At 65.5% G+C, this 19,143-nt stretch carries 15 protein-coding genes; 12 read left to right on the top strand and 3 right to left on the bottom strand.

All coding sequences use genetic code 11. The annotated features are described in order from the left end of the window. The 3 genes from IT359_10950 to IT359_10940 all read right to left on the bottom strand — a co-directional run. Positions 1–2,918, bottom strand: a 2,918-nt coding sequence (locus IT359_10950) for a hypothetical protein (GenBank protein MCC6929497.1), incomplete at its 3' end; no start/stop codon positions are given. A 7-nt stretch (positions 2,919–2,925) separates the two neighbouring features. Continuing rightward, on the bottom strand, positions 2,926–5,055 hold the full coding sequence (locus tag IT359_10945) for a hypothetical protein (GenBank protein MCC6929496.1): 2,130 nt from the start codon (positions 5,053–5,055) through the stop codon (positions 2,926–2,928). Positions 5,056–5,143: 88 nt separating this feature from the next. After that, positions 5,144–6,163, bottom strand: coding sequence for a hypothetical protein (locus IT359_10940; GenBank protein ID MCC6929495.1), 1,020 nt, complete (start codon positions 6,161–6,163; stop codon positions 5,144–5,146). Between the two features lie 497 nt (positions 6,164–6,660). On the opposite strand from IT359_10940, the gene IT359_10935 reads away from it, so the two are divergent. The 12 genes from IT359_10935 to IT359_10880 all read left to right on the top strand — a co-directional run bounded on the left by IT359_10935 (position 6,661) and on the right by IT359_10880 (position 19,057). Further along, positions 6,661–8,655, top strand: coding sequence for a sulfatase-like hydrolase/transferase (locus tag IT359_10935; GenBank protein MCC6929494.1), 1,995 nt, complete (start codon positions 6,661–6,663; stop codon positions 8,653–8,655). A gap of 165 nt (positions 8,656–8,820) precedes the next feature. Then, on the top strand, positions 8,821–10,134 hold the full coding sequence (locus tag IT359_10930) for an NAD(P)-binding domain-containing protein (protein MCC6929493.1): 1,314 nt from the start codon (positions 8,821–8,823) through the stop codon (positions 10,132–10,134). A gap of 115 nt (positions 10,135–10,249) precedes the next feature. After that, positions 10,250–11,533, top strand: coding sequence for an integron integrase (locus IT359_10925; protein ID MCC6929492.1), 1,284 nt, complete (start codon positions 10,250–10,252; stop codon positions 11,531–11,533). A 101-nt stretch (positions 11,534–11,634) separates the two neighbouring features. Then, positions 11,635–12,084 (top strand): hypothetical protein, encoded by a 450-nt coding sequence (locus tag IT359_10920; protein ID MCC6929491.1) that lies wholly within the window; start codon positions 11,635–11,637, stop codon positions 12,082–12,084. Positions 12,085–12,263: 179 nt separating this feature from the next. Then, positions 12,264–12,971, top strand: a complete 708-nt coding sequence (locus IT359_10915; protein MCC6929490.1) for a hypothetical protein — start codon at positions 12,264–12,266, stop codon at positions 12,969–12,971. Positions 12,972–13,123: 152 nt separating this feature from the next. Then, a complete protein-coding gene (locus IT359_10910) occupies positions 13,124–13,564 on the top strand; it encodes a hypothetical protein (GenBank protein MCC6929489.1) in 441 nt (146 codons plus the stop codon). 238 nt (positions 13,565–13,802) lie between these two features. Next, the gene (locus IT359_10905) at positions 13,803–15,020 is read left to right on the top strand and encodes a hypothetical protein (GenBank protein ID MCC6929488.1); all 1,218 of its coding nucleotides are present in this window, start codon (positions 13,803–13,805) and stop codon (positions 15,018–15,020) included. Between the two features lie 202 nt (positions 15,021–15,222). Then, positions 15,223–15,540 carry a type II toxin-antitoxin system RelE/ParE family toxin gene (locus tag IT359_10900; GenBank protein ID MCC6929487.1) on the top strand — a complete coding sequence of 106 codons (318 nt, stop codon included), beginning with the start codon at positions 15,223–15,225 and terminating at the stop codon, positions 15,538–15,540. Further along, positions 15,537–15,848 carry a helix-turn-helix domain-containing protein gene (locus IT359_10895; protein MCC6929486.1) on the top strand — a complete coding sequence of 104 codons (312 nt, stop codon included), beginning with the start codon at positions 15,537–15,539 and terminating at the stop codon, positions 15,846–15,848. Before IT359_10900 ends, IT359_10895 begins: the two co-directional genes overlap by 4 nt. Positions 15,849–16,731: 883 nt before the next feature. Next, positions 16,732–17,535, top strand: coding sequence for a hypothetical protein (locus IT359_10890; GenBank protein ID MCC6929485.1), 804 nt, complete (start codon positions 16,732–16,734; stop codon positions 17,533–17,535). A gap of 158 nt (positions 17,536–17,693) precedes the next feature. Beyond that, positions 17,694–17,936, top strand: a complete 243-nt coding sequence (locus tag IT359_10885; protein ID MCC6929484.1) for a hypothetical protein — start codon at positions 17,694–17,696, stop codon at positions 17,934–17,936. A 281-nt stretch (positions 17,937–18,217) separates the two neighbouring features. Continuing rightward, on the top strand, positions 18,218–19,057 hold the full coding sequence (locus IT359_10880; GenBank protein ID MCC6929483.1) for a DUF3825 domain-containing protein: 840 nt from the start codon (positions 18,218–18,220) through the stop codon (positions 19,055–19,057). The last annotated feature ends 86 nt before the right edge of the window (positions 19,058–19,143 follow it).

Genomic DNA, 19,143 nt, shown 5'->3' with positions numbered 1-19,143 from the left:
TGGCACGACGCGCACGCCGTCGGCTTCCCCTTGTACACGCCGTCCGAGTGGCACTGCGTACAGGTAGCGGTGATGTGCGCCCCCGTGAGCGGGAACGCCGTGTTGTTGTGATTGAACGTCCCGGTGAGCCATGTGGTCGTGCTGTTGTGGCACGTCTGGCACGTGGTCGGGAAGCCCGAGGTGGAGTGCTTGGGGGCGGTGGTGTTGTTGTAGTCGCCCTGGTGGCACGACACGCACGTCGTCGACTTGCCGTTGTAGACCTTGTCGGCGTGGCAGTCACTGCACTTCGCGGTGGCGTGATTCCCGGTGAGCGGGAACGACGTGAGCTTGGTGTGGTCGTACGGAATCCCCTGCCACTGCACCGTCGTATGGCACGTCGCGCAGAGCGCCGAGAAGCCGGCCTGTACGTGATGCGGGTTGGTGGAGCTGTTGAAGACGCCCTGGTGGCAGCTGGCGCAGGCGGTCGGCTTCCCCTTGTAGACGCCGTCCGAGTGGCACTGCGCACAGGTGGCCGTGACGTGCGCCCCGGTGAGCGGGAAGGCGTTCTTGCTGTGGTCGAACTTGGCCCCCTTCCACGTCACCTCGCCGTGACAGCTTTCGCACGTGGTGGGGTAGCCGGCACTCTTGTGCGGTGGCGTTGCTGCGTTGTTGTAGTCCCCCTGGTGGCACGACACGCAGGTCACCGGCTTCCCGTTGTAGACGCCATCGGAATGGCACTGCATGCAGGTGGCGCTGGTGTGCGCCCCCTTGAGCGGGAACGCCGTGGTGCTGTGATCATACCGGCCGCCCAGCCAGGTGGCCGTGGTGTGGCACGAGGCGCACAGCGTGCCGAAGCCGGCGGTGGCGTGCGGCGGGGCGCTGGTCTTGGAGTAGTCGCCCTGGTGGCACGACGCGCAGGCGGTCGGCGTCCCCTTGAAGACGCCGTTCGCGTGGCACTGGTTGCAGCTGGTGGCCACGTGCGCCCCGGTGAGCGGGAACATCGTGGCGTTGTGGTCGAAGGTCGCCCCGTTCCACGACGACGTGGTGTGGCACGTCTCGCACGTCCCCGGGAAGCCTAACGTCTGGTGCGGCGGGTTGGCCGACTTCTGGTAGTCGGGGCCGTGGCAGGAGAGGCACGCCGTCGGCTTCCCCTTGTAGACGCCGTCGGCGTGACACTGTGTGCACTGCGCCAGCAGGTGCTTCCCGGTGAGCGGGAAGCGCGTGGTGGCATGGTTGAACGGGCTCCCCAGCCACTTCACCGTCGAGTGGCAGGTCTCGCACAGCGTGGGGAAGCCGGCCGAGGCGTGTGGCGGAGTCCTGGTCGCGTCGTAGTCGTCGCGGTGGCAGGAGACGCACGACGTCGAGCGACCGGCAAAGACGCCGTCGGCGTGGCAATCATTGCAGACGCGGTTGGCGTGCCCGTTGGTGAGCGGGAAGAGCGTCTTGGAGTGATCGAAGACCGCCCCCTGCCACTGCTGCGTGTTGTGGCAGTTGGTGCAGGTCTGCGAGAAGCCGGTCTTGAGGTGCGGCGGGTTGACGGTCCCGTCGTAGCTGGACTTGTGGCACGAGATGCACGCGGTCGACTTCCCCACGTAGACCTTGTCGGCGTGGCACTGCAGGCACGTTGCCGCCGTGTGCTTCCCGGTCAGCGGGAACATCGTCGTGCTGTGATCGAACGGCGCGCCTAACCAGGTCGACGTCGACTTGTGGCACGACTCGCAGAGCGTGGGGAAGGCGGCCGCCGCGTGCGGCGGCGCCACGGCCTGGTCGTACGCCGGGCGGTGACAGCTCACGCACGCCTGCGGCTTCCCCTTGTAGACGAAGTCGGCGTGGCACGACTGGCACGTGGGCCCGATATGCTTCCCGGTGAGCGGGAAGCGCGTGGTGCTGTGATCGAACGTCCCCCCCTTCCACCCGTTCATGGTATGGCAGGTGAGACAGGTGGTGCTGAAGCCGGCGGCGGCGTGCTTGGGCGCGACGGTGTTGTTGAAGTCCTTCTGGTGGCAGTTCTGGCACGTCGTCGCCTTCCCCTTGAAGACGTTGTCGGCGTGGCACTGCGTGCACGTCGTCGCCTTGTGCGCCCCCAGCAGCGGGAACTGCGTCTTGTCGTGATCGAACGTCGCGCCCTTCCACTGCGCGGTGGTGTGGCACTGCGCGCAGGTGGTGGGGAAGCCGCTGCCGTGCGGCGGGTTCGCCGCCTTCTGCGCGTCCTTGATGTGGCAGGACGAGCACTCCATCGACTTGCCGTGGTACACCTTGTCCGCGTGGCACTCGGCGCACTGCCGGTTGGCGTGTCCCTGCGTGAGCGGGAAGCGCGACTTGGAGTGGTCGTACGTCGCGTTGTCCCACGAGGTGATGGTGTGGCAGGTGGTGCAGTTCTGCGAGAACGACGCCGCCACGTGGTCGGGCGACTTCACCGCCTTCATGGTCGAGGCGTGGCACCCGATGCAGGTGGCCGGACGATTGACGAATTGCAGCTGACCGTTGCGGGCCGGCGTGTGGCACGACTCGCAGGCCACCGTCGCGTGCCCGCCGCGCAGCGGGAAGCGCCCCGTCTGGTGCAGCTGCGCCATCTGCGCGCGATCGGTGAAGGTGCGCGCGGTGTGGCAGCGCGCGCACTGCGTCCCGAACTCTCCCTTGTGCACGTCCTGGTGGCACGAGGCGCAGGTGGCCGGCGCCTGCGAGAAGTCGAGCGAGGTGTGGCACGAGGTGCACGTCGCCTTCGTGTGCGCCCCATCCAGCGGAAAGGTCCTGGGCGCGTGCTTGAAGTCCTTGCCGATCGCCGCGGGCTTCCACCCGTCGGCGCGGTGACACGCCGAGCAACTCCCCTCCACGGAGAGACCGTGCGGGTTGTCGGTGCGTTGCGCGTGCACGACGTTTGGCCAAACCGCCGAGAGCAGGACCACCATCAGGCCGAACAGCAGGGGATGTCGGCGCATCAGCGGGTCAGGAGATCTGGACCGGTCGGGACTCGCCGCGCGAGGAGTGCGCGGAGAATCGCGAGGTGGTCGGCTTGCCGGACTTGGACGAATGGCAGCTCTCGCACTTGGGCGAGAGTGGACGGTACACGACCCGGGTGGCCCCCGGCGCGCCACCCGTCACGGGCTCGCGCTTGTGACACCCATCGCACGCCACGGTCGCATGCGCTCCCTTGAGGGAGAAGGCCGACTGCTCGTGATCGAAGCGCGACGCCGGGGCAAAGCCGTCGACGCCGTGGCAGGTGGCGCAGTCGTCGCCACCCTTGCGGCTGGCGAACTGCGTGCCGTGCGGTGTCTCGTGGCAGGTGACGCAGGAGCGGCGCGACGCTGCAGTGAAGGGGAGCGAGGCAACCGCCTTCGCGTTCCCCACCAGCGTCGAACCGGACGTCGAGCCGGCCTTCATCTCCTCGTGACACGCCACGCAGGGAACGGCGCGATGCGCCCCCTCGAGCGCGAGCGCGTACGTCGCGTGCAGCTGCACGTCCACGCGCGACGGACGGAAGGAGTCGGCGCCATGGCAGCTTCGGCACGTGCCGTCTCCGGCAGCGCCGCCGGCGTGGCTGTAGCGCCCCGCGTGCGGATCGACGTGGCACGAGGTGCACGCTGGGTCGACCCCGGCGAGCACCATCTTCCCCTTCCCTCGCGCGGCGAGCACCGCGGCAGGCCAGGGGGGGAGCCCCGAGCGTGTTGCGCCATGACAGGCCGCGCACGTGATGGTTGCGTGCTTCCCGTCCAGCGGGAGGCGAAGCCTGGCGTGCGCTTCCCGTGCGTAGGTGCTCGGCGCGAAGCCGCTCACCGCGTGACAGCTCTCACACGTGGAGGTCGCGACGGAGGTGAACTTCGCCCCGCCATGCACATCCTGATGACAGTCGGCGCACTTCCCGGCCGGCATGCGAATGCGAACAACCTTGCTGCTGCGGGCAAGCGAGGCTGGCACTGCGCCAGCGCCGAGTGGCGCGGCCAACGCGGGCGGCGCCGTGGCGGCAGAGGAAGCGGTCGCCGACCGTGCGACGTGACAGAGCGCGCACTTCACCGACAGGTGCTTTCCCTCGAGCGCATACCGCGAGTCGCGATGCTGCGCCACCGTGAACGTGGAGGGGGCAAAGCCGTCGACCTTGTGGCAGGCGGCGCAGTCGGCGCTCTTCCCGCCTAACGTCGCCTCGCCGTTGTGGGCGTCGGCGTGGCACGAGGCACACGTGGCAAAGGACGGGCTCTTGCGCGACATGTCCTTGCCGTGGCACTCGGCGCACGGCACGGTCACGTGATCACCCTTGAGCGGGTAGCGCGTGAGGGCGTGGTTGAAGTCGCGCTTGTCGATCGCGTCGAAGCCCTTGGTGGAGTGGCACTCGCTGCACTTGGTGGAGAGGCGCCCCTTGTGCGGGTCCTCGTGGCAGGCGGAGCATTCCTTATAGGGGACCGGCTTGAAGAGCGGGACGCGATCGCCGTCGGCGTTGACCTTGAGCTTGAGGCGCGCGGTGAGGTGGCACTTGTCGCATTCGACGTCGGTGTGCTTTCCGTCCAGGCGATAGTCGGCCTTGTCGTGATCGAACTTCGGCGCCTTGTCCCACGCCTTGGTTTCGTGGCAAGTCTCGCACTTCTCGTCGAGCTTGCCGTCGTGGGCGTCGTCTTCCTTGTGGCAGGAGAGGCAGTTGCGCTCCAGCCCCACCCAGCCGGCGCCCACCTTTCGCACCGAGAGGGTGGCGGCGGGACCGCTCCGGTACTTCGTGGCGTGACAGGCGTCGCACTTGGTCTCGATGTGCTTGCCGTCCAGCGGCCAGCCCGACTTGCGATGGTCGAACTTGTTCGGCGATCCCTCGGGCCACTCGACCATCTTGAAGTCGAGCCCCGCGTGGTCCGGATGGCACGAGGCGCATTCCTTCTTCGATACACGTACCTCGCGGGCGTGCAGCCCGCGTTGCTGCTGCATCAACCACCCGATCTCCTTGTGGCACTGCAGACAGACCTGCGTCATGGGCGAGTCGTTCCCCTTGAGCCCGTGGCACTTCACACAATTGGCCGTTCCCTCGAGCGAGGCATGCGGACGAGCCAATGCCCCCGGCGAGATCTGCGCCGCCAACCTGCACGGTGACAACGCCATGAGCCCTCCGGTCAGCGGTAGCGCCGTGAGCCACGCGCCCAGCCAGCGGCGACGTACGTGTGGACGACCATCTTTCATCCCGCCCGTATCAGTAGAACCACGTAGCGCCCACCGCGATCACCACCGCCACATGGACTACCACGGCCACCAGCGCCGTGAGGGCAAACGGACGGTGCGCGATGTGCCAGTACCGGAACACGCGCTGCGTGGCATCGAGCATTCGCAATTGCTGCGTGAGCGCAATCTCTCGATCGGCGAGCCGTACGGCGCGCGACAGTGCAGCTGGCGGGATCACGCGCCCGACGTCCAGGGCCGTGAAGCGACGGCGCAGCTCGCGCGTTCGGCGCCAGCGATTGACGTCGTTCGTCACCAGGTCGCGCAGCACCGTCAGAACGCCAGCCGTCTCGTCGGTGGGCGACGCCAAGGCGAGTGTCTCCTCCACCCTGAGCGGATGAAGCCCCGTCATGTCGGCGATCTCGTCGACCAGGCGATTGCGCTCGGCCGACGCCTGCTCGCGCGAGAGTTCAGCCCCTGACTTGGCGCGCGGGATGCGCACGTACAGGTAGCGCCCGACGATCCCCGAGGCGCAGACCACCAGCATCGAGGCGAAGCCGATCCCGATCACGCCCTGCGAGCGCCACGCCGCGTGGATGGTGAGAATCAGCGGGAGCCCGAGCGCGCTCGTCACGTGCACGTCGAGCCACTTCCCAATCGCCCCCGTGAAGGCCAGTGCGCGGTACTTCTTGCGCAGCGGATACAGCCAGAGAAAGGCAAAGATCAGGAACGCCGCGATCCCCGCGCTCTGCCCCACCAGCCCCGAGGGACGCAAGAGCTTGTGCATCGGGTCGCGGACGCGCTCGGCGGTGGAGGCCAGGTAGTACGGGGCACCCGCGAGGTTGGCGAGACCGAGCACGACGAGGACAACGACCGTGACAACGTGCGAGGCACGAACGGCGCGCGACGGTTGGGCGGCACCGATGGGGCGCGGCGCGCCAGCCACGCTCGCCACACTGGAGCGCAGCCCCGAGGGGCCTTCCCGTGACGGCGGCTGTGAAGGTTGGCGCGGCGCTGGGAGGGGAGCGACGCGCGCCAGGTTCCCTTGGTTCATGTGCGAGAGGGGGTGGAGCCGGGATGCCGGAATGCAGGAAGCCGGGCGGGATGGCGATGCGCCCTGCTACGGCGGACGGGCGCGTCAATCCGGCGGCGCGGAATCATCGTCGTGCCGTGCATCGCATGCTGTGCGCTGGATCGCAAACTCATGTTGCACCTGACGAAGATTCACTGATGAGCCTCCGACAGTGACGTGCACGCACCGATCCACGTCACACCTGTTCATGCAGGGTTCACGCGACGTTCATGAACCAGGTCTCTATGCAGTCAGGCGCACGCCCAAATCATCGTCTTCATCTCATCGGGAGCGCGGTCGTCGGAAATGCTCCAGCGGGCATGTCGCTCCCCCGCCACGCGCTCGCGCGCGCCTCGCCGGTCGCCTGCCGCTGACGCGCGCCCTTCCCGCCCGGTAGGGCTCGACGAATCCCGCTCGCGCGAGGTCGCCGGTTACCTTTGGGACCGAACCGTGACCGGAGATCACTCTTGGCGAGCACCGTGTCGCCCGCCCTCCCCCTGGCCGACGCCCAGTGGGGCGTCCGCACGCGCCTCGCGCGCTTCGACCTGGCCAGCTTCACCGTCGGCATCCTCACCGCGGTGGCGTTTGTCACGCGTCTGGCGCTCCTGGCCTACGACTGGCGCGCCCTCGACGCCACGTACGCCCAGATCGGGAAGGCGCTGCTGGTGGGCGAGGTCTTCGACGTCCTGGCTTCGCTCTGGATCGTCTCCCCGCTCGTCCTCGCCATCGCCCTCCTCCCCGACCGGTGGTTCACCTGGCGCTTCACGCGCGGGTGGGTGCGCTTCTGGCTCTTCTTCCTCTTCGCCCTCTCGGCGTTTGTCATTGCCGCCGAGCTCCTGTTCTTCGACGAGTTCAACGGACGCTTCAACTTCGTCGCCGTCGACTACCTCATCTTCCCTACCGAGGTCGTGACGAACCTGTGGGAGAGCTATCCACTCCCCGCCATCCTGCTCGGTGTCGCCGCGGTCGGCTTCCTGGCGGTGTGGCTGGCGAGGCGCCGCATCACGACGGCCATGGCGACGGCGACCTCGGCGCGCACGCGCGTCGCCGTGCTGGGCACCTTCGCCGTGGCGCTAGGCGCGCTGAGCTTCGGCGTGACGCCGGAGATGGGCAAGGTCAGCGACGACCGGGCGCTCAACGAGATCGCGCTCAACGGCTACTACACGTTCTGGATGGCGTTCATCGGGCAGGACGCGCCGTACGAAGGGTTGTACGCCACGCGCCCGGCCGCCGAGGAAGCGGCGCGCATCAAGGCGCTTGTGGTGGACGACACGCTCACCGACCCGGCGTCGCGCACCGCGTGGAACGCGGCGCGCCCCACCGAACGGCGCGTCCTGGGGCCCGGCCCCGAGGCGAAGCGCAACGTCGTCGTCGTCCTCGAGGAGTCGCTGGGGGCGATCTTCCTCGCGTCGTTGCACCCGCGCGGCGACACGGTGCTCACCCCGCGCTTCGACTCGCTCATCGCCGAGGGGACCGTGTTGTCGAACGCGTACAGCACGGGAAACCGGACCATCCGCGCCCTGGAGGCGACGACATCATCGCTCCCGCCGCTCCCTGGTGTGTCTGTCGTCAGGCGCCCCGCGTCGCACGACCTCTTCACCCTTCCCAGCGTGCTGCGCGAACACGGCTATACCACGTCGTTCATCTACGGCGGGCGCGCGCTGTTCGACGGCATGGGGGGATACATGCGCAACAACGGGATGGAGCTCATCGTCGAGCAGAAGGACTACCCCGCGGACGCCTTCACCACCGCGTGGGGGGTGGCCGACGAATACATCTTCGACAAGGCGCTCTCGACCTACGACTCGTTGCACACGGCGGGGAAGCCCTTCTACTCGCTGGTGCTGTCGGTCTCCAACCACAAGCCGTACTCGTATCCGGCAGGGCGCATCGCCGCCGACCCCAACGCTCGCAAGCGCACGCACGCCGTGATGTACGCCGACTGGGCGCTGGGGCGCTTCATGCGGATGGCGAAGTCGCACCCCTGGTTCGACAGCACGCTGTTTGTCCTCATGGGCGACCACGGGGCGCGCGTGTATGGCGCATCGGAGATTCCGCTCCCCAGCTACGAAGTCCCGATCCTCTTCTATGCCCCGGGGTTCATCCCCGCGGGGCAGCGCATCGCCACGCTCGCCTCCACCATGGACCTCCCGGCGACGATCATGGCCCGGCTGGGGCTGACGTACGACTCCAAGTGGTTCGGGCAGGATGTGTTCAGCATTGCGCCCGAGCGCGGGCGCGCCCTGATGACGCACAACTCCAACATCGCGCTGATGCGTGGCGGGAAGGTCGCGGTGCTGGGACTCAAGGGAGCGACCACGGTGTACGCGTACGACAAGGCGGCCAAGCGGTTGCGCGAAGTTAGCACGCCCGACTCGGCGGATCGTGCGCTCGTCGAGGATGCGATTGCGTACTTCCACACGGCCGACCGGTTGTACCGGAGTGGGGCGTACAAGATCTCGGCGAGGAAGTAAGGGGGGTGCGCCGCCGCGCGTGACGTAGCACAACGCGCGCGCGTCGAACTCGCGCTATCTGGTGGAGCCGAGTTTGCCACTCGGCGCGTGCCCCGCTTCATCGTGGGTTCACACGCAGATCACAATTGCGCGCCTGCGCGCGCCGCTTCTTCCGCGCTTGCCGTCATGACCACCCTCATCATCATCGTCGTTCTCGGACTCATCACCGTCGTCGCCGTCGCCCAGCAGTTCCGGTCGCGGCAGGCGCACGAGCGCGAGATGACGCAGGTGCTGAAGGAGAACACGCAGGCCGGGGTCAACGAGCCGCCCACGCTGCACCCGGTCATCGACGAGAACCTGTGCATCGGGTGCGGGGCGTGCGTGGAGGCGTGTCCCGAGCAGCCGCTGCACTCCCCGCTTGGGCTGGTGAACGGGAAGGCCGTCCTGGTCGACGCCGCCAGCTGCATCGGGCACGGAGCGTGCAAGGTCGCCTGCCCGATGAATGCGATCGACCTCGTCTTCGGGACCGAGAAGCGCGGCGTCGACATTCCCAACGTGAGCCCGACGTTCGAGACCAACGTCCCCGGGATGTTCATCGCCGGCGAGCTGGGGGGGATGGGGCTCATCGCCAATGCCATCGACCAGGGGAAGGCGGCGATCGGCTCGGTCCGCAAGCTGTCGGGGCTGGGGCGCGGCGACCGGCTCGACGTCCTCATCGTGGGAGCCGGCCCCGCCGGCTTTGCCGCATCGCTCACCGCGATGGAGGCCAAGCTCCGCTTCCGCACCATCGAGCAGGGGACGTTAGGCGGGACGGTCTTCCAGTTCCCGCGCGGCAAGATCGTCATGACGCGCCCGGTCGAACTCCCGCTCGTCGGCAAGGTGAAGATCGCCGAGACGAGCAAGGAGAAGCTCCTCGAGTTCTGGCAGAAGGTGGAGCGCGACACCAAGGTCCCCATCCACTACAACGAGCGGCTGGAGATGGTGACGCCCGAGGGTGACGGCTTCGTGGTGAAGACCACCGTGGGCGAGTATCGCTCGCGCGCAATCCTCCTCTGCCTTGGGCGCACCGGGACGCCGCGCAAGCTCGGCGTGAAGGGAGAGGATCATCCCAAGGTCGTCTACCGCCTGATCGATCCCGAGGCGTACAAGGGAAAGCACGTCCTCGTCGTGGGGGGCGGCGACAGCGCGCTCGAGGCGGCGCATTCCATCGCCGAGGTGCCGGGGACGCGCGTGACCTTGTCGTACCGCGACAAGGCGTTCACGCGGGCCAAGGAGAAGAACCGGCGCAAGGTCGACGAGTTGCAGGCGGCGGGGAAGCTCCACGTGATGTTCAACTCGAAAGTGAAGGCCGTGTACGCGCCGCACGTCGAGATCGAGTACGAGGGGGAGGTGGTGAGCTTGCCTAACCAGGCGGTGATCGTGTGTGCGGGTGGGATCCTGCCGACGCCGTTCCTGAAGGAGATCGGGATCGCGGTGGAGACGAAGTACGGGACGCGGTGATCGAGTGCGGGCGGGAGGTAGTTTGCACCATCCGCAATGGAATGATGCGGCGGAGCGGAGTGTGCTCGAGACATTGGAGGGGGCACGACACCACACCCGTTCCCCCCCGACTCGCATGTCCCGCCTCCTCGACGATCTCCGCTCCGCGGTGCGCGTGCGCAACTACAGCAAGCGCACGCAGAAGGCGTATGTCGGATGGGTGCGGCGCTTCGTGCGGTACTGCGGGATGCGGCATCCGCGCGAGTTGGGGAAGCCGGACATCGAGCGGTTCATCGAACACCTGGCGACCGAGCGTGACGTCGCCCCTTCGACGCAGAACCAGGCGATCGCCGCGCTCCTCTTCCTCTACCGGCACGTCCTCGGCGTCGAGATCGAGTCTGAGGTCTCCGTCATCCGCGCCAAGCGTCGCCAGCGCATCCCCAACGTCCTTGCACCCGACGAGGTGGCGCGCATCCTCGCGCAACTCGACGGGGATTTGCAGCTGATCGTGATGCTCCTGTACGGTTCCGGGTTGCGGCTCAACGAAGCGTTGCAACTGCGCATCAAGGACGTCGACCTGCGGCGTCGCATGTTGATGATCCACGACGGCAAGGGGGGAAAGGACCGTCGCACCGTCTTTCCCGAGCAGGCCATCGCGCTGATGAGCCACCGCCTGTTCCGGTCGAGGAAAGTTCAGGAGACCGACGTCGCTCGCGGCGGCGGCTTCAATGCCCTCCCCTACAGCTTCGGGATGAAGGTTCCGACCGCGCGCCGGGACTGGCGGTGGGCGTGGGTCTTTCCCGCCGCGCGCCAGTACCGCGACAGGGAGTCCGGACAGATGATGCGCTATCACTTGTACGAGACCACCGTGCAACGCGCGATCACCAACGCCGCGAACCTGGCCGAGATCCCCAAGCGCGTCACCGCGCACACCTTCAGGCATTCGTTCGCGACGCAGTTGCTGCGCGCCGGCTACGACATCCGCACCGTCCAGTCGCTGTTGGGGCACCGCGACGTGTCGACGACGATGTTGTACTTGCACGTTTTGGAGAGCGGGACCGGCGTTCGGAGCCCGCTGGACGCGTTGGGAGTGGTGGGGGGGGTGGGTAGGGCGGGCGGGGTGGATGTGGTGGACGCGCGCGCGCGACCGACGCCGCCGATCAGGGTGGAGCTCGCGGTGCCCTCCCCTGCCGTGCTGGCGCCCGTAGCGTCCGCCGAGTTCGGCGCGTCGGCTCCGTTCACGCGAGTGTCGCTTCCCGGCGGAGTTCCTCGCGGCCTTCGCCGCCAGCGCGGTGTAATCATTTCGACATTATCCCGCGCAGTTCGAACGGAGAACGTTTTCGTCGAGCGGGACGCCGGGCGCGGGGTTTGGGGGGCGTTGCGGCGGTATGGCTGCGGGGGGCGGCGAGCGTTATCCTGAACTAGGTGTTGGGGGGAGGACGTGGCGGGGGGAGGGGGTGGGGGTTGGGGGGACTGGTGAAGTACAGTTAGTCTGACCACTCCGTGTCGAGACCGTCGCCCATGTCGCCGACGCTTATCAGCCGCAAGGCCAGCAACTGGGTCGATCGCGGCGAGGCGCCACACGCCCCGCTCGAGCGCGTGCTCGGCCGGCTGCTCGACCGCGCGCCGCACGGCACGCCGGAATGGTTGCGCGCGCAGTCCCAGACCATCGTCGGTATGGTCGCCGCCGATGCGTCCGAGGTCCACGTGGCCGGCTTTCTCCGCACCCTGCTCGCCGGCGACGCGCCGCCGCACGACGACGCGGCGCTCCGCACCACCGCGATTGCCGTGTGGCACATTGCCAAAGCCGCCCTGGTCCGGGACGTCGCCGAGCGCGTGCTGCGGGGCGAGATGCCCGTCGCTCAGCCGACGCCGGACTCGCTGAGCCACTGGCTCGCCGCGCGGCTGCTCGCACCCGAGCAACTCGCGGCGTTCGAGGACCAGGTGGGGCGCGCCACGCGGGAGGCGTAGGCGTGGGGTTCACAGACTAACAGCGGTTGGAGCAGTCGGCCGGTGGGGGTGGCTCGCTTCGCTCGCTTGATTTCATCCGGCCGCAGCTCAACCTTGGCCGTTAGACGGCTACCCCGAGCCATCTTGACAGACGGCTAAGTGTATGTAACTTTGTCTCTCCAACCCAGGGAGAGGCAGATATGGCCCCGGTCATCCGGATCTCGGACGAACTATTCCGCCGGCTACAAGCGTACGGTCGGCCGCTCGTTGACACCCCAGCGTCTGTGATCGAACGCATTCTCGACACCTACGAATCCCAGGCGCCCCGCCCGGCAGTGGACGAGCAATCTCCTCTCATACCTGCTTCAGTGCGACCCGCGGGTACGGTGTCCACACTACCGCAGCTGTTCTTTACGCCTGCGAGCGGGGCGAACCTGAACGCCACCATCGTCAATGCCGCATCATTCCGTAAGATCCGATCTGCACTTTCGGATGGTGAGGCGCAGCGGATCGCCGAGATCCTCGACGGACGGGACGAGATTCGCTGCTGGGCTATGACCGAAAGCCGTCGCGGTGTGTTCTCGTCAATGCGCACAGGTGACGTGGTGCTCTTTACCGAGAAGGGCTCGGGCACGTTCTCGTATCGCGCCGAAGTAATCGGCAAGATCGACTCACAACGGCTCGGTGAAGTTCTGTGGAGTGTCGTACCAGGAAAGCCGTGGAGCTTGATTTACTTCCTGCGCAATGTCCGGCGTGTGTCAATCCCCAAAGCGGCACTGGTGAGCGCGCTTGGTTTCAGTGCTGACTATTGGGTGCCAGGCATTCTTCGTGTCGATGATGCGAGGCTCAAGAGCGCGACCCGACGGTATGGTTCCCTTGACCTCTTTCTTGATTCCCTGCGCAGGTAGCCGTCTAACAAGGTGTTGCAGCGGGCAGACGCGGCGGAGTGCTGGTTTGCAGAGTCGCGGCCGCGCCTCCATGTGGGTTGGAGGTGGGCGCGGCCGCTCGGCTCCGTGAGCGCCTGCCGCTGAACACCAGAGTCGTTAGCCCGCAAGCACCCATGGAAGCAGATCACGCATCCGATGGCGTCGGCCCGCTCGCCGAGCGGTTCCGCGCGCTGTTCAAGACGCACCTGGGGCACCTGCCGCATGCGGAGTCGTTCGCCGACGGAAACGAGCTGGTCGTCCCGGCGCCAGACGCCGCCCTCGGCGAGTTGCGCGTTCGCGACGACGGCGACGAGCTGACGATCTGCGTGGGCCCGCACCATTGGCACGTGCCGGTCTACCGCTTCCAGGACGAATCCGAAGAGCGGCGCGCCGACCGGGTCGCCGAGACGGCGGTCGCCGACGTCCGGCGACTCGTCGAGGGGCAGACCGTCATCCGGGTGCGGCGGCGCGCCGACGGCAGCATCGGGCGCACCTCCTCGCTCGACGCGGAGTGCGCACGGGAGCTACCGCCGACGGCCGACGAGGTGGAGTACGTTTGGACAGGCCGCCGGTAAGTGTGTTCGTGGTGCGGGCTAACAAGCGCATGCAGCAGACGGCCGAGCTATTGTGCGCTCGCTTCGCTCGCTCTATTTCGTTCGGCCGCAGCTGATGCTTGGTCGTTAGACCGCTATCAGCATACTCCGAATGCTAGCATACTGAGTCTATATGTGGCTTCGACGCGTACTGCGTTGCGCAGTACGCTTTGCAACCGCGTATCACCTTTCGCACTGCACACTATCTCGCCGCCGCTATATGTCAGAAGACACCGCCGAGGAAACACCCCAGCCGGCAAAGAAGCGTCCAGCTGTAAAGAAGACCAAGAAGCGTAAGCGGAAGGCGAAACGCACGCACCGCGAAGAGCAGCCAGCGATCGACAGTGAGAAGGTTGGATCGAGGCGCGAAAAGGGCTATCCAAGCGACTCTCTCGAGCAGGTACTGATTCTCGGTGCTGGCATCGTGAGATACGCCGGCGGCGACAAGATCCGCCGCCTGACGCTCATGCAGAAGCTTGAGCGTTCGCCGAACAGCAGCGCCGTGCGCGTCCTAATCACCAATTCAGGCAAGTATGGCGTCACCACAGGATCCTATAAAGCCGAGTGGCTTGAGTTGACGGCGGACGGACGCGTCGCTTGCGATGAGGCACACGCTCCTCGCGAGCGCACCTTAGCAAAGTTTCGCCTCGCCATTCAGAGTATTCCGCCATTCAAGGCGATCTACGACGAGTATGTCAACAAGCGCGTGCCAGCGCCCGAGGTGATGAAAGACTTTCTGGAAGCATCCTCATTCTACGTGGACGATCCCCGCGGCTGTCTGGACATCTTCGTTGTAAATGCAAAAGACCTCGGCCTTCTGCAGACAATCGGTGGCGCGGAGACTCTTGTCTCGATCGAGAAGGCCGTTGAGGATCTGCCAGCCGTCTCTCCTGCGACCCGACCGCTCCTACAACCGGCCGTCGGTTCAGGTGACGCGTCAGGGAGTTCGACAGACTGGGACCATACGTGCTTCTATGTGACCCCGATTGGCGAGGATGGGAGCGAGCAGCGTAAGCACGCAGACCTGTTCATGGGCTCGATTGTGCAGCCCGCGATGGACGAGCTGAAACTGCGCGTGGTTCGCGCTGACCAGATCGGCTCTCCTGGCATGATTACATCACATATCATCGAGCACATCAAGCGATCACGATTGGTGATCGCAGACCTCTCGACGCTGAACCCGAACGTCTTCTACGAGATGGCGCTCCGCCACGCCTGCCGACTGCCCGTTGTGCAAATCATTCGGAAAGCGGACAAGATTCCGTTTGACACGAGTCAGGTGCGCACGGTCGTGATCGACACAAGTGACATCTACTCGCTCGTTCCAAAGATCGCGACATACCAAGCAGAGATCGCCGCACAGTCTCGTGCTGCCATTGAGAATCCAGAGAATGCGGCCAATCCGATCAGCATTTTCTATCCTATGTTCTGGAAGTAGTGGCTATCGGGCCCCACCTACGAGTAGCACAACACGATCCAGACACTGGCGCACAAGCGGTCTAACGAACGTTGCAGTTGACAAGCGATCGGCGGATAGCTCGCTTCGCTCGCTACTATGTCACTCGCTTGCAACTGAACTTGGACGTTAGGCGGCCGATGGCGGCGATTGACGTGCATACGCCAATGGCGTACCTTGGCGCATGCGCTTCGTCGAGACGCCCGTCTTCACCTCACTCCTGCGGGCGGCGCTCTCCGACCCCGAGTACCGCGCGCTTCAACTTGCCCTCGTGCTCCGACCCGAGCAGGGCCCGGTGATCGTCGGTTCGGGTGGACTCCGGAAGCTGCGCTGGGGCACCAGCGGGCGTGGGAAGCGCGGCGGGCTGCGCATCATCTACTACTGGGACGAGCCCAGTGAGACGTTCTACATGCTCTACCTGTACGCGAAGAACGCCCAGGGCGATCTGACGCCCGCCCAGGTCAAGCTCCTGCGGCGCGTCGTCGAGGAGAAATTCAGATGAAGCGTGCCGCCTTCGAGGAGTTGCTCACCAGCGTCCGTCAAGCCGGCCAGATTCGCCGCGGCCGGGCGAAGCCACGGCGGGTCACCGTCTTTCGCCCCGCCGACGTCAAGGCGGTCCGGGCGCAGCTCGGAGCCTCCCAAGCGGAGTTCGCGCTGATGATCGGCGTGAGCGTCGCGACGCTCCGCAACTGGGAGCAGGGCCGCCGGACGCCGGATGGTCCCGCTCTCGCCCTGTTGAAGGTTGCCGCGCGCAATCCGCAGGCGGTCGCGGAGGCGCTCCACGCGCCGCCGAAGCGGGGCGCCGCATAACAACCGGTTGCACCAGACGGCCGAGCTATGGTACGCGCGTTGCGCGCGCTCTATGGCCTTCGGCCGCAGGTGAACCGAGACGTTAGGCGACTCTCCTACCGTCCAAGGACCGGAGCGGGTTTGAGCACTGAGCGGAAATCGTACAGCGGTGCAGGCGCGGCGGCTTCGACTCGAACGACGCTTTCCTACGTGATCGAGCGTCCCGCTGCGACTAGCGTAGCTGCGGAACGGGCTGCGCCTTGGAATTGTTGACGCGCTCGCGCATTAGATATCATGGGGACAGGGGTGACGGAATGAACCAAACGCGTGAGAAAGATTCGAAAGGTTCGCCAGGGCGAGCATGGATGCTGGGTGCATTCGCCTCGCTAGTCGTCGCAATAGGTGCGTTCTTCGGTGTCATGTGGGGAGATCAAAACCACAACGACACCGTCGCAAATGCGTTTGGTATCGTGCAGGTAGGAGCGATCGCTTTCGGCACCATGTCCGTATTTCGCGGGCGCGCGGTCGCAACTCGTCGGATTGAGCGCCACCTTGACTCCTTCTCGCAGCCGCCCGCGGATGACTGACGAATACGCGCGAGGAGTAGGACAGATCGTCAACAGGCAGTCGATCGCATCGAATTAGCTAAGCCAATGCGCGCATCGTTAGCTCCAGGTGCTGCTCGCTCGTCGCCTAACAACGCCTTGCACCTGACAGGCGAGCTATTGATTGCGCGCAACACGCGCGCAACTTGTTGTAATTCGCCTGCAGGTGAACGCTAGCGTTAGGAGGCGTCGCAGTCAGGGTGTTGAACTTCACAATAAACATTCAGTGGAATCATCCTGAGCGGCTGTGGCTTCTCCAGCTCGGCGGCCGCATGCCTACAGTGTTCGCTCGAGTCTCCATGATCTATGTCGACCGGAACGTGCTGTCGCGTCTCCGGTCGATTCTGCGTGCGCCTGATGCAGCGCAGTGCGTCTCTGACTCGTGGTGGCTCAAGCATCTCGACAGACCGGGCGTCCGCTTTAATCCTGTGCTATGCGGTCTCGAAGGGAACGTGCGACGCACTCCGTCAGCTTCGGAGTTCTCGGTCGCGATCGACGCAGCCGCCACTGACCTTCGAGCATTCTTTAACTCTGCCGAAGTGCTCGACTACGACCACGAGCGCCAGGCAGCGACGTATGGCATTCTGCAAGCCCTTGCGCACCGCCGCGCAGCGGAAGGCGCGTTCCTTCACGGCGCGGCTCCTCTAGTGGCGAGTCGGGTGCGATGTGGGCAAGAACGACCGATCGAAGACGTCATTGTTGCGATGGCAGCTGATTCCGGACTACCGGCAGTGTCTACACCCGTCCTTGCGGTGCTTTCCGTCCTCTACGAGCCGCACGACGGAACAGAACCGCGCATTGGCCGTGGAGTTGTTAAGCCTCGGAGCGGCTACTCACCGGAGGACGCGTACAACACGGCGGCGGACCTACAAGCGCTGGAGTGGCTGACCATCGCCTCGGCTCTGACCGGAGGAGATGCGGCGCTACTGACACTTGATCGCAGTCTACTGAACTTCTGGATCGCGCTCGACGTAGACATCTTGTCGCTCGATCACGTGCAGCTCCGATGGCAGATTACGCCGTCGAGGGATCTCGTGCCGCGACTGTCAGAAGAGGAGAGGATGGCACTGGTGGCGCGCTTGGCCGCGCGGGACGCCTCCTAACACTAGTTGGAGCAGACGCGGGCACTATTGATTCGTGCGCCCTCCGGGCGCACTCTATTTGAACGCCCGCGCAGCTCAACATTGGCGTTGGGCGGATGGGACAAACTGTCGTAATATTCTGCATGGGCTGAAGGCGTACCGCACTTCTGGAGGAATCGATGACGCCGCGCACGCGATGCATGTTGCTTAGTTTCGTTGTCCCTGGTTGGGGACAGTTTGAGCAGGGCCGCCACATCGTCGGGCGACGCTTCCTGTGGGCGTCCCTCGCCGCGCTGCTGCTCTGGCCCCTGTTCGCGATTGCGCGCCTACCCATCGCCCTGCCGCTGCTGGAGATCGCGATGCTCACGCTCTGGGCGGCCGCCGACGCGTGGCGGGCGGGCACGTCCGCGTCCCGCACCTAACGAGTCGGGGCCGCATCCACGCGTTTGGGATCGCGCGGCCCTCCGCCCAACATGCACTGCAACAGACGGGCGATCTTTGGTTGGCGCGCACAGAGTGCGCGCGTTTTGTAATAACTCGCCCGCTGCTGAGTTCTATCGTTATACGGCCCATCCGGGACCGTCTTGACGTCGTTTCTTGGTGTGCTAACTTGATGATCCCGCCGCGTCCAACGAGTCGCCGCGGGCATTGAATTCTGGCAGGCAGATGTTGAGCAACCCCATTAACCGAAAGGAGTACAAGCATGAGCTCCACCCTTCCTACCCCTGCGGGGGCCGCGGACCTCTTTGACTTCGCCTGGATCCCAGCACGCGGAGTAGATGTTCCGCCAAGCAAGGGCTTCGAGTCGCGACTTCGTGAGCTTTCCGAACGCGCCCAGCCTGAGACCTGGTCCTTCGATTCGAACCAGCCGTTCTCGATTCTCGGCAACTACCTACGCTACACCTTCAAGCGGTTGGTGCAGCAGGAGAAGATCGAGGAGTCTTCCGACGCTCAGGGCATCCGGATCGCCGCCTTCAACACCGGCCTGTTCACTCCGAACTACGAGCCGATCTACGCGTTCTTCGAGGCAAATCGCGACCCCAATCGACAGCCTTGGGTGTTGAAGGACTTCGTTACCGAGAGCGACAAACGAATGAGTTTCTTCATTCGTCGGCCGCCAGTTGCACGGTACTTCGAGAATCCGGCGGAGCTCATCTACGACCCAGACCGTGAGCTCATCCCGAACCTCGACCACATAATCGACGACAACGTCGATCGATATCCACCTGACCTGAGGGAGAACGCGCACAAGCGCCGGGGGATGCTGCAGAGTCAGGTCGTTGAGGCGGGCAAGCGCGCGCAGATGAACTATAAGGTCGCGATTCCTCAGTTCTACTTCGGACGCGATGGCGCAGAACTCGGTCGCATTCAACTTCTGCTGCCGCTCTGCTTCGAGACGCCTGCACGAGCAGACTTGGCACTCGTCGTGGAGCGAGAAGCTCGGGCCTATCGTGCCTTCACGGTATTGCCCCTCGATCTTGCGTACAAGAACGCTCGGCTCATCGCGAAACCAGAAAGCGAGTGGCTGCCGAAGGTGGCCTAGCATTTGAGATTCGCACCTAGCTTGGCACAGCACTCGCCCCGGCAAGGGCGAGCGCTGTGACAGGGCCGCATAACATCGCATGCAGC

The organism is Gemmatimonadaceae bacterium (assembly GCA_020852815.1).
Lineage (GTDB): Bacteria > Gemmatimonadota > Gemmatimonadetes > Gemmatimonadales > Gemmatimonadaceae > SCN-70-22.
The sequence above is the reverse complement of the archived record's forward strand: the minus strand, read 5'-3'. Positions and strand labels throughout refer to the sequence as shown.